This window comes from Streptomyces sp. NBC_00457, assembly GCF_036014015.1.
Classification (GTDB): Bacteria; Actinomycetota; Actinomycetes; order Streptomycetales; family Streptomycetaceae; genus Streptomyces.
Map to the genome: position 1 here is coordinate 2227029 of NZ_CP107905.1, position 12084 is coordinate 2239112.

Annotated in this window: 8 protein-coding genes; 5 read left to right on the plus strand and 3 right to left on the minus strand. The window is 68.9% G+C overall.

The genetic code is table 11. The features are described 5' to 3' along the window. The first annotated feature begins 134 nt into the window (after window positions 1–134). The 3 genes from OG828_RS10190 to OG828_RS10200 all read left to right on the plus strand — a co-directional run bounded on the left by OG828_RS10190 (window position 135) and on the right by OG828_RS10200 (window position 4097). A complete protein-coding gene (locus OG828_RS10190; RefSeq protein WP_328500904.1) occupies window positions 135–1013 on the plus strand; it encodes a LysR substrate-binding domain-containing protein in 879 nt (292 codons plus the stop codon). Between the two features lie 312 nt (window positions 1014–1325). After that, on the plus strand, window positions 1326–3152 hold the full coding sequence (locus OG828_RS10195; RefSeq protein ID WP_328500905.1) for an AMP-dependent synthetase/ligase: 1827 nt from the start codon (window positions 1326–1328) through the stop codon (window positions 3150–3152). Window positions 3153–3260: 108 nt separating this feature from the next. Next, window positions 3261–4097 (plus strand): aldo/keto reductase, encoded by an 837-nt coding sequence (locus tag OG828_RS10200; protein ID WP_328352838.1) that lies wholly within the window; start codon window positions 3261–3263, stop codon window positions 4095–4097. 28 nt (window positions 4098–4125) lie between these two features. Here the strand turns inward: OG828_RS10200 and OG828_RS10205 are convergent, their stop codons facing one another. Both OG828_RS10205 and OG828_RS10210 read right to left on the minus strand, forming a co-directional pair. Then, complete coding sequence (locus OG828_RS10205) at window positions 4126–4827, minus strand: SDR family oxidoreductase (RefSeq protein ID WP_328500906.1); 702 nt, start codon at window positions 4825–4827, stop codon at window positions 4126–4128. Window positions 4828–5053: 226 nt separating this feature from the next. Beyond that, on the minus strand, window positions 5054–5959 hold the full coding sequence (locus OG828_RS10210) for a class I SAM-dependent methyltransferase (protein ID WP_328352840.1): 906 nt from the start codon (window positions 5957–5959) through the stop codon (window positions 5054–5056). Between the two features lie 138 nt (window positions 5960–6097). On the opposite strand from OG828_RS10210, the gene OG828_RS10215 reads away from it, so the two are divergent. Continuing rightward, a complete protein-coding gene (locus OG828_RS10215) occupies window positions 6098–6868 on the plus strand; it encodes a phytanoyl-CoA dioxygenase family protein (protein WP_328500907.1) in 771 nt (256 codons plus the stop codon). Window positions 6869–6955: 87 nt separating this feature from the next. On the opposite strand, the gene OG828_RS10220 is transcribed toward OG828_RS10215, so the two are convergent. Next, window positions 6956–8665, minus strand: a complete 1710-nt coding sequence (locus tag OG828_RS10220; RefSeq protein WP_328500908.1) for a glycoside hydrolase family 6 protein — start codon at window positions 8663–8665, stop codon at window positions 6956–6958. Window positions 8666–9077: 412 nt separating this feature from the next. On the opposite strand from OG828_RS10220, the gene OG828_RS10225 reads away from it, so the two are divergent. After that, window positions 9078–11993, plus strand: coding sequence for a glycoside hydrolase family 48 protein (locus tag OG828_RS10225; protein WP_328500909.1), 2916 nt, complete (start codon window positions 9078–9080; stop codon window positions 11991–11993). The last annotated feature ends 91 nt before the right edge of the window (window positions 11994–12084 follow it).

A 12084-nucleotide genomic window follows, 5' to 3' on the forward strand; every position in this document is an offset into this window, starting at 1 on the left:
ACTAGCTCTGGTTCTCGGGCGGTGCGGGGCCGAGAAGGCCCCTCCCCATCGTGCTCCACGGCAGCGTGATCGGGAATCCGTCATACCGCTCTGACTGTCATCGCGATACGTGATAGAGCGCTACGGTGTTCTGTGTGTACGAGCCCTCCCACCTGCGTACCTTCCTGGCGGTGGCGCAGACCCTGAGCTTCACGCAGGCCGCCCGGCGTCTCGGGCTGCGCCAGTCGACGGTCAGCCAGCATGTGCGGCGGCTGGAGGACGCCGCCGGGCGGCAGCTGTTCACCCGGGACACCCACTCCGTGGAGCTGACCGAGGACGGCGAGGCGATGCTCGGTTTCGCGCGCCGGATCCTGGAGGTGCACGAGCAGGCGACGGCGTTTTTCACGGGTACCCGGGTGCGGGGCCGGCTGCGCTTCGGTGCCTCGGAGGACTTCGTGCTGACCCGGCTTCCGGAGATCCTCGAGGGCTTCCGGCACGACCATCCCGAGGTCGACCTGGAGCTGACGGTCGAGCTGTCGGGCACCCTGCACGAGCAGCTGACCGCCGGGAAGCTCGACCTGGTCCTGGCGAAACGGCGCCCCGAGGACCCGCGCGGTGAACTGGTCTGGCACGACGACCTGGTGTGGATCGGCGCGGAACGCCTGCGGCTGGACCCCGACCGCCCGGTCCCGCTGATCGTGTACCCACCGCCCGGCATCACCCGCGCCCTTGCCCTGGAGTCCCTGGAGCGACAGGGCCGCGCATGGCGCATCGCCTGCACCAGCGGCAGCCTCAACGGCCTCGTCGCGGCGGCCCGCGCGGGCCTGGGCGTGATGGCCCACTCCCGCGGCCTGATCCCGCCCGGCCTCGTCCGCGTCCCGGACCGGGCGGGCCTGCCGGAACTCGGCCAGGTCGACTTCGTCCTGGTCCACGGCCGCCGCCACACCTCCGCCCAGGGCGCGGCGGACGCCCTCGCCGCGTCGATCCTGGCCGGCGGCGACCGACTGCACCGCCGCCAACGGAAGGGCTTCTGATACGTCCGCTGCGGCGCAGAAAGATGAATACCTTCCGGCAGCTCGGGTATGCGCGCGAAACCGAGCCCCACCGGCGCCGTAATCGCGTCGTACAGATTCGGTGGAGATTACGGCACCGAAACTTACTCAACCGTCAGGAAACTGTCCGACCCTTCCCCATGTGAGCGCATTTTCCGACGCTGACCAGGGCGTACCTGAGAGTCACTCCGTTTCGACCCCTCTCCCGTCGCGCCCGCGCGTGGGGTAGCTTTCACGGCCTGTGCGGAGCGTCACCAGTGAGCGAACCAGGCAAAAGGGAGCGGGGAGCGGGGAGTGCGCGAGTTCACCAACCCTCCGTTGGCGTTGGCACCGCCGGTGGGCGGTCTGGCCGATGTCGTCTTCCAGCACGCCCAGGAAGACCCGCTGCACATCGCGCTCGGCCGCAAGGACGAGCAGGACCAGTGGCGGGACGTCACCGCCGCGGAGTTCCGTGACGAAGTGCTGGCTCTCGCCAAGGGTTTGCTTGCCCGAGGCATCCGGTTCGGCGACCGGGTCGCGATCATGTCCCGCACCCGTTACGAGTGGACGCTGTTCGACTTCGCGCTGTGGACGATCGGCGCCCAGGTGGTGCCCGTCTATCCCACGTCCTCGGCCGAGCAGTGCTTCTGGATGCTGTACGACTCCGAGTGCTCGGCCGCGATCGTGGAGCACGAGGACCACGCGATGACGATCGCCACCGTCATCGACCGGCTGCCGCAGCTGCGCCAGCTGTGGCAGCTCGACTCCGGCGCCGTGCAGGAGCTGTACGACGCGGGCGCCCACATCGACGACGAGATCGTGCACCGGCACCGGCAGGCGGTCACCCCGGACTCGGTCGCCACGATCATCTACACCTCGGGGACGACGGGCCGTCCCAAGGGCTGTGTCATCACGCACGGCAACTTCATGTACGAGGCGGACACGGTCATCGAGCGCTGGGAGTCGGTCTTCCACTCCAAGAAGGGCGACGAGGCGGCCACCCTGCTGTTCCTGCCGCTCGCGCATGTCTTCGGGCGGATGGTGCAGGTCGCCGCGATCCGCGGCCAGGTCAAGTTCGGCCACCAGCCGCAGATGAACGCGGCCGCCCTCCTTCCCGACCTGGCCGCCTTCAAGCCGACGTTCTTCCTCGGCGTGCCGTACATCTTCGAGAAGGTCTTCAACGCCTCCCGCCGCAAGGCCCAGCGGGAGGGCAAGGCGGGGCCCTTCGAGAAGGCCGTCGAGATCGCCGTGAAGTACGCGGACGCCATGGAGGCCAAGGCCTGGGGCATCGGGCCCGGCCCCTCGGCCGGTCTGCGTGTGCAGCACCAGCTCTTCGACAAGCTCGTCTACTCCAAGATCCGGGCGGCGATGGGCGGCCGCATCCGGCAGGCGATGACCGGCGGCTCGGCGATGGACCGGCGGCTCGGCCTGTTCTTCGCGGGCGCGGGCGTGCACATCTACGAGGGCTACGGCCTCACCGAGTCGACGGCCGCCGCGACCGCCAACCCGCCCGAGCGCACCCGCTACGGCACCGTCGGCCAGCCCATCCCCGGCATGACCGTGCACATCGCGGACGACGGCGAGATCTGGCTGCACGGCGGCAACATCTTCCAGGGCTACCTCAACAACAAGAAGGCCACCGACGAGACCCTGCACGACGGCTGGCTCGCCACCGGCGACCTGGGCTCCCTCGACGAGGACGGCTACCTCACCATCACCGGCCGCAAGAAGGAGATCCTGGTCACCTCGGGCGGCAAGAGCGTCTCGCCGGGCCAGCTGGAGGAACGGGTACGGGACCATCCGCTGGTCTCCCAGTGCATCGTCGTCGGCAACGACCGCCCGTACATCGCCGCCCTGGTCACCCTCGACCAGGAGGCCGTCGAGCACTGGCTGTCGATGCGCGGCAAGCCCCAGATGTCCCCGGCCGAGCTGGTGCGCGACGCGGACCTGGAGACGGAGGTGCGGCGCGCGGTGGTCGCCGCCAACACGCTTGTCTCCCAGGCGGAATCGATCCGCACATTCCGGATACTCGCCCAGCCGTTCACCGAGGAGCACGGGCTGCTGACCCCGTCGCTGAAGCTGAAGCGCAAGGCGATCGAGAACGCGTACGCCAATGAGGTCGAGGCGTTGTACCGCGCGTGACGCCGGTGCGCAGGAGTTTCGAGGGATTCTCCGGTCAGGAATGCATCACGGCTCGTGATCGTTGACGATATGAGTACCACCTGACGACAACCGAAGGATCGAGAGCTCGTGAGCAGCAAGGTCCCCCCGATCATCCTCAACAACGGCGTCGAGATGCCCCAGCTGGGCTTCGGCGTCTGGCAGGTGCCGGACGACGAGGCGGAGCAGGCGGTCACGACCGCGCTGGAGACCGGGTACCGCAGCATCGACACAGCGGCGGCCTACGGCAATGAAGAGGGCACCGGCAGGGCGATCGCCGCCTCCGGCGTTCCCCGCGAGGACCTCTTCGTCACCACCAAGCTCTGGAACACCGACCACGGGTACGACTCCACCCTCCGCGCCTTCGACGAGTCCCTGGCCAAGCTCGGCCTGGACCACCTGGATCTGTACCTGATCCACTGGCCGCGCCCGGCCACCGGCAACTTCGTCGACACGTACAAGGCGTTCGAGAAGCTCCTCGCCGACGGCCGCGTGCGTGCCATCGGTGTCTCCAACTTCCTGCCGGAGCACCTCGAGCGCCTGATCGGCGAGACGTCGGTCATCCCGGCCGTCAACCAGATCGAGCTGCACCCGCACCTCCAGCAGCACGCGGCCCGCGAGTACCACGCGGAGCAGGGCATCGCCACCGAGGCCTGGTCGCCGCTCGGCCAGGGCAAGGGCCTGCTGGAGGTCCCGGCGATCGTGGCCATCGCCCAGAAGCACGGCCGCACACCCGCCCAGGTCGTGCTGCGCTGGCACCTCCAGCTGGGCAACGTGGTGATCCCCAAGTCCGTGACGCCGTCCCGGATCAAGGAGAACATCGAGGTCTTCGACTTCACCCTGGACACCGAGGACCTGGCGGCGATCAGCGCGCTCAACGAGGACCGGCGGATCGGCCCGGACCCGGCCAAGCTCGAGTCATTCTGAGCGGCACCGATCGGGCGGCCCGCCTACGTCAGTTGGGCTGCCCGATCGGCCGTACGACCACCGTGTTGATGTCGACTCCCTCCGGCTGCCGGATCGCCCACACCACCGAGTCGGCGATCTGGTCGGCGGTGAGGAGATGGCCGGGCGGCAGACTGCCGTAGCTGTCCCAGAACGGCGTCTCCACGCGGCCGGGCGCGATCAGGGTCACGCCGACGCCCCACTCGGTGACCTGCCGCCGGGTGTTCTCGGCGAGCCCGGTCACCGCCCACTTCGTCGCCCCGTAGATATTGCCCGGCCCGGGCACGAACCCGGCGACACTCCCGACCAGGACGATCCGGCCCCGTGTCTCCTTCAGCGCGTCGATGGACGCCCGGATGAGCAGCGCGGGGCCGAGCACATTGGTCAGCACCATCTCCGTCCACCCGGCGGGATCACCCTCGGCGACCGAATCGTGCGTGGCGAAACCGGCGTTGGCGACGACGGTATCGAGCCGCCCGAACTCCTTGATCGTGGCCTCGACAGCGGCACGGACCTGGTCGTACTCGCCCGCGTTCCCGCTGATCGTCAACAGCCCCTCGGGATCACCGAGTTCCTCGGCGAAGCCCCGCAGACGCTCCTCACCGCGACCGGTGACAGCCACCCGCTGCCCGGCGCCGAGCAACTGCCGGGCCACCGCGGCGCCGATGCCACTGCCACCGCCGGTGATGAGCGCGACCGGAGAGTCGGTCATGGTTTTCCCCCTGTTCGTAGGTGAACAGCGGGGAGTCCATCACTTGGAGTGCTCTTGAAGTCAAGTGCCGCAGGTTCCGCGGTAGGCCGCCGATGGGAAGTGGCGTCCCCATTCCGCCGGCGCGACCCTGCTGGCCGGGCACTTCGTGGAGTGCGGCACCCGGCGCGTCCACGGGGCGCGGATCACCGTCTACGTCCGGCCCGGCGGCTGCTGAGCCGGGCCCACCTCAGCCGGTCCGGACCGCCGTGTGGACCGTGCGGGCCGACAGGATGAACAGGTCCGGGCGGTGGTGGACGCTTGCCTTGTCGTCGGGGTCGATGAGGCGGTCGAGGGTGGCGCGGTCGGTGGCGTCGAGGCTGTCGCCGAGGGTCTCGCGGTAGCGGGAGAGGGTGGCGGCGGCGACGGTGCGCGCCCGGTCGGGGGCCGGGGCGGGCAGGTCGAGCAGGAAGCTGCGGGTGCCGGTGGGCTTCAGGCCGGCGGCGGTCATCAGGGCCGGCCAGTCCTCGGCCACGGCCACACTGCCCGGCAGCGCTGCCCGCATCTGCGTGAACCACTCCTCCTGCACAGCATCGAGACGCGCCTGCAGGCCCGGGCGCCCGATCCCGATGTCGCGCGGCAGGAAGCGCGTGGGCAGGCCGCCCTCCACCAGCGCGAGCGTGCCGCCGAACGTCAGCCGCTCACCGTAGGCCGCGATCGCGGCGCGCTGGTCGCCGAGGTGGTGCAGGCTGTGGCTGGCCCAGATCAGATCGGCCGGGTAGTCCAAGTCGGCCATGATGTCCGGCAGTTCACCGGCGAGCGTACCGAAGCGGTCCGCGACGCCGAGCCGCTGCGCCCGCGCGCGGGCCCGCTCCAGCAGTGGCTCGGAGCCGTCGACGGCGACCACCCGGGCGCCGGGGAAGGCGTCGGCGAGCAGACAGGAGACGACGCCGGGCCCGCTGCCCGCGTCGACGATCAGCCCCGGCTCGGTCTGCTTCTTGCCGAGCCAGGCGAGCGCACGCTCGTGCAAGGGCGTGTACAGCTCCGCCTGCGCCTCCAGCAGCGGGGCCATCTCCGCCCAGTCGATGTCGGTGTGATCGTGGTGGTGACGGTGCTGGTGGTCGTGCTCATGCTGATGCTGGTGGTCGTGCGCCATGGTGGTCAGCCTCTCGTCCGCGTACCGCCAGCGTGCTCCGACGCACCGCGAACAGGCAATCGGAGTTGCCGCCGCAGCAAAAAACACGGCGCCGAAAATCGGATGCGCCGCCTGCCGCCGGTCGCCCAGGATGGCCCCATGGACGACGTGATGGTGGAGCGGTTCCTCGAAGACGGGTTCGTGAAGATCGAGGGCGCTTTCCCGCCCCGCGTCGCCGAGCACTGCGCGCGACTGCTGTGGCGGGAGACCGGGTACGACCCGGAGGATCCGGGCACCTGGAAGGACCCGGTGCACTGGGTCTACGACATGGCACAGGGCCCCTTCGCGGCCGCCGCCAACACCCCCGCTCTACACGAGGCGTTGGACCTGCTGGTGGGTGAGGACCGCTGGCAGTCCCGCTACTCGCTGGGCACCTTCCCGCTGCGGTTCCCGCACGAGGAGGAACCGGACGACGCGGGCTGGCACATCGAGGGCAGCTACGTCCCCGAGGGCGCCGAGCACCCCCACACGAACCTGCGCTCGAAGGACCGCGCCCTGCTGATGCTGTTCCTGTTCAGCGAGGTCACCGAGGCCAACGCCCCGACCCGCATCCGGGTCGGCTCACATCTCGACGTACCACCGGTCCTGGCGCCGTACGGCGAGACGGGCGCCTCCTACCTGGAGCTCGGCCCGAAGGTCGCCGAAGCCTCCGCCCACCGCCCCCTCGCCCACGCCACCGGCCGCCCCGGCGACGTCTACCTCTGCCACCCCTTCCTCGTCCACGCCGCCCAGCCCCACCACGGCACCCACCCCCGCTTCATGGCCCAGCCAAACCTCCTCCCGGCAAAGCCCATCGAACTGGAGCGCCCCGATGCCGACTACTCAGCGGTGGAATTCGCAATCCGCCGGGGCTTGGACAGAGAGAACTGACCAACCCCGGCGGACTACAACGCGCCCTTCAGGGGCGCGGGGAACTGCGCGACCAGCCACAGCCGGCCCGCAGCCGCAGTCATCGCACTACGACAACGGCGGATACGCGTTCTGCATCAGCTGTTGGAACTGCGCAGAGAACCAGGCCCCCGAAATCGGCGCATCCGGCAACGCCCCCGACATGTTGTAGTTGTTCCGAGGATTGCCCTCGTACGTCGGGTCGCACATCCGGTCGAAGCCCTTGCCGTCAGGGTTCTCGATGAACTTGCTCGAACCGTCGGACTCACCCGGCGGCTTCATCCACACATACGCGTCGATGCCGGAGGCCGGCGCGGCCTGCGGACGCTCGCCGAGACCGGCGCCCGACTGGTTGCACCAGTTACCCGGGTTCAAGCGACGGTCGTAGCGGCCGCCGTCGACATACGCGTCCACGCTGGTCTGCGGACCGGGACCGGCGGGCCGTGCGCTACCGCCCCAGCCGTTGCGCGACGTGTCGATCAGCATGCCGATACCCGAGTTGAAGCCGACCGAGACCAGCTGAGTGCGGAAGGCCTGGGCGAAGGACAGCTCGTCGACGTACCGGTTCCAGTCGACCCACTTCGACTCGCGGACGGACTTGCCGGCCACGTTGTCGTTGATGGTGAAGTTGTTCTCCTTCAGGGCGCTGTAGTTGGCCGTGTTGGTGATGAAGCCGTGGACGTCGTTGACCGTGGCGCCCTCGGCCGACGCCGCCTCCTTGAAGAGCTGGGCGGACGGCGCGAAGTTGTCGTCCCAGCCGATCCAGCCGTGGTGCCCGGCGTCCACGTAGTTGTAGACGTTGGGCGCGTCACCGAGCTTGTTGAGCGCGTAGCCGACGCCCTTGACGTAGTTGCCGTTGGCCTTCATCACATCGCACTCAGGGGTGGCCGTCGGGCGGCTTCCGGTGTTGGTGACGAGGTTGGGCAGCGAGTCGATCTCGACGGTGGTGACGATCCGCAGCGCGGCGTACTTCGGGTCGGCGAGGATCGCGGCGATCGGGTCGATGTACTCGGTCTTGTACCGGTCGATCTCCGTCGGGCCGAGCTCACCGTTGGAGGCGAGGGCCGCGCAGTCCCGTCCGGGCAAGTTGTAGATCACCAGCTGGACGACGAGCTCGCCGCTGCCCTTCTGCGTCAGGGCCTCGTCGAGGTGGGCGCGCAGCCCCATCTTGCCGCCCGCTCCGTTGATGGCGGCGATCCGGTCGAGCCACACACCGGTCGGCTGGTTGGCGATCCGGCTGCCGCCCGGCTCGGCGGCGGCGTTCGCGGACCACTCCGGGTTCACATACACCTTGGCGCCCGCGTACGGGTTGTCGACCTTCGGTCCCGTCGGGTCCGGCGGATCCGTGGGGCCGCCACCGCCGTCGACGTTGCAGGTCACGCCGTCGAGGGTGAAGGTCGTCGGCAGCGCGTTGCTCCCGCTGTACGAGGCGTTGAAGCCGAAGCTGATCGAACCGCCGGCCGCCAGCGTCCCGTTGTAGGACTCGTTGGCGGCGGTGACGGCGGCCCCGCTCTGACTGAACTTCGCGTTCCAGCCGTTGGTGATCTTCTGGTTTCCGGCGTACGACCACTTGACCGCCCAAGTGGACTTGGCGGCGCCGTTGTTGGTGACCGTCACGGCGGTGGTGAAGCCGGTGTCCCACTGGTTCTGCACCTTGTAGTCGACGGTGCAGGGGACGGCCGCCGTCTCCATGCCACCGGTGTCGACGGCCAACGCCGTCCCGGAGGCCCCGGCGACCAGCGCCAGGGCGGCGAGCATCGCTGTTCTGGTACGACTCATGAGTGCGGGTTTCCCTCTCGGTCGGAGATACGGGGGTGTTGTCCGTCGAGGGCGCGCAAGGGCTCACGTGAACTGCGGTTCCGCCTGTTCGAGGTCCAGGTTCCGCGCACCGGCGACCTCGTAGCCGAGTAAAAGTCCTGAACGCGGGGGGTGTCGCATGAGCGAGTCCTTGCAGTTCGGGCGCGTCGGGACGGACGCGTCGACTGATGGAGTCGCTCCCACTGGTGCGAAGGAAGGTAGCGCCAAGTGTCGGTAAAGGACAGGGGATGCGCTTGACTTTTCCTCAACGCAATCCATCGAATCTTTTCGACTCTTCAAGCACCTTGACCCCTTTGACGCCCATCTCCACTATGGGAGCGCTCCCACTGGTTCAAGCCTTGACTTCTCCCGAGCCGCAAGGAGGAACCAGCACATGCCCCCCAGAAGGAGACGCCGCACCGCGCGGCGGCTATGGACCGCCGTCGTGGCGGCCCTCGCACTCCCGTTCACCATGCTGTCGACAGGGTCAACACCTGCCCAGGCGGCGGCACTTCAGTGCAGCGTCGACTACAAGACCAACGACTGGGGCTCCGGCTTCACCGCGGACCTGACGATCACCAACCGCGGCACGGATCCGATCAGCGGCTGGACCCTGACGTATGCGTACTCGGGCAACCAGAAGCTGGCCAACGGCTGGAACGGCAGCTGGTCCCAGTCCGGCCAGACGGTCACCGTGCAGAGCGCCTCGTACAACGCGACGATCGCGGCGGGAGCCGCCGCCTCGACCGGCGCGCAGTTCACCTACAGCGGCACCAACACCGCGCCGACGAACTTCGCGATCAACGGCACCCCCTGCACGGGCGCACATCAGCCGCCGATCACCGTGCTGACCAGCCCGGCCCCGGGCGCCGTCTACTCGCAGGGTGACGCGGTCCCGCTGGCAGCCACCGCCGCGGCGGCCGACGACGCGACGATCAGCAAGGTCGAGTTCTACGACGACACCACGCTGCTCGGCACCGACACCAGCGCGCCGTACTCGCTCTCGGTCTCAAGTTTGACCGTGGGCAGTCATTCGCTGGTGGCGAAGGCGTACGACAGCCTGGGCGCCTCCGCGAGCTCCACGCCGGTCGGCATCACGGTCGCCTCGGGTCCCGCCGTGGTGGCTTCGGCCAGCCAACTGGCCGTGCAGCAGGGCAAGACGGGCACGTACCAGGTGAAGCTGTCGACTCAGCCATCCGCCAATGTGACCGTCACGACGGCCCGGACGGGCGGCAACTCGGGTCTGTCGGTGACCGGTGGGGCGTCCCTCACCTTCACTCCGTCGAACTGGAACACCGCGCAGTCGGTGACGGTCACGGCGGACTCTTCGGGCACGGGCTCGGCGACGTTCGAGTCGTCCGCCACGGGTCATGCGAAGGCCGCGGTCACGGTCACGCAGATCGCGGCGACGAAGCAGTACGACGCCCGCTTCCTGGAGCTCTACGGCAAGATCACCAACCCGGCGAACGGCTACTTCTCCCCCGAGGGCATCCCGTACCACTCGGTCGAGACGCTGATCGTCGAGGCGCCGGACCACGGCCATGAGACCACGTCGGAGGCGTACAGCTATCTGCTGTGGCTCCAGGCCATGTACGGCAAGGTGACCGGCGACTGGTCGAAGTTCAACGGCGCCTGGGAGATCATGGAGAAGTACATGATCCCCACCCACGCCGACCAGCCGACGGGCTCCTTCTACAACCCGTCGAAGCCGGCGACGTACGCACCCGAGCTGGACACTCCGAACCAGTACCCGGCCCCGCTCGACTCGTCGGTCTCCGTCGGCTCCGACCCGATCGCGGCCGAGCTGAAGAGCGCGTACGGCACGGACGACGTGTACGGCATGCACTGGCTGCAGGACGTCGACAACGTCTACGGCTACGGCAACTCGCCCGGCAAGTGCGAGGCGGGGCCGTCGGACACCGGTCCGTCGTACATCAACACCTTCCAGCGCGGTGCGCAGGAGTCGGTGTGGGAGACGGTGCCGCAGCCGACCTGTGACGCCTTCAAGTACGGCGGTCCGAACGGGTACTTGGACCTGTTCACCGGCGACGCGTCCTACGCCAAGCAGTGGAAGTTCACCAACGCCCCGGACGCCGACGCGCGCGCCGTGCAGGCCGCGTACTGGGCCGACAAGTGGGCCGAGGAGCAGGGCAAGGGCAGTGCTGTCTCCGCGACCGTCGGCAAGGCCGCGAAGATGGGCGACTACCTGCGCTACTCGATGTACGACAAGTACTTCAAGAAGGTCGGCAACTGTGTCGGGCCGTCGACCTGCGCGGCCGGCACCGGCAAGGACGCCTCGATGTACCTCATGTCCTGGTACTACGCCTGGGGCGGCGCGACCGACACCTCGGCGGGCTGGGCCTGGCGCATCGGCTCCAGCCACACGCACGGCGGCTACCAGAACCCGTTGGCCGCGTACGCGCTCAGCTCCTACGCCGACCTGAAGCCCAAGTCGGCGACGGGCCAGGCGGACTGGGCCAAGTCGCTCGACCGGCAGCTGGAGTTCTACCGCTGGCTGCAGTCGGCCGAGGGCGGCATCGCGGGCGGTGCGACCAACAGCTGGGCGGGCCGGTACGCGACTCCGCCGGCCGGGAAGTCGACGTTCTACGGCATGTACTACGACCAGCAGCCCGTCTACCACGACCCGCCGTCCAACCAGTGGTTCGGCTTCCAGGCGTGGTCGATGGAGCGGGTCGCCGAGTACTACCAGCAGACGGGGGACGCGGACGCCAAGGCGGTCCTCGACAAGTGGGTCGACTGGGCGCTGTCCGAGACGACCGTCAACCCCGACGGCACGTACCAGATTCCGTCGACACTTCAGTGGTCGGGCCAGCCCGACACCTGGAACCCGTCAAGTCCGGGCGCCAACAACGGACTTCATGTCACCGTCGCCGACTACACGAACGATGTCGGTGTGGCCGCCGCGTACGCCAAGACCTTGACGTACTACGCGGACCGCTCCGGTGACACGGAGGCCGCGGCGACGGCGAAGGCGCTGCTCGACGGCATGTGGAGCAACCATCAGGACGCGCTGGGTGTCGCCGTACCGGAGACCCGGGCGGACTACAGCCGGTTCGACGACGCGATCTACGTCCCGTCCGGCTGGAGCGGCACGATGCCGAACGGCGACGCGATCAACTCGTCGTCGACGTTCGACTCGATCCGGTCGTTCTACGAGGACGACCCGGCCTGGTCGAAGATCGAGGCGTACCTCGCGGGTGGCGCGGCGCCGTCGTTCACGTATCACCGGTTCTGGGCCCAGGCGGACATCGCCTTGGCCATGGGCTCGTACGCGGAGCTTCTCGAATAGTCCCCGCCGGGCGCTCCGCGGGTTGGGCCGTGTTCGGCTGCGGGTCCGTTGTGGCTGGTCGCGCAGTTCCCCGCGCCCCTGAAGGGGCGCT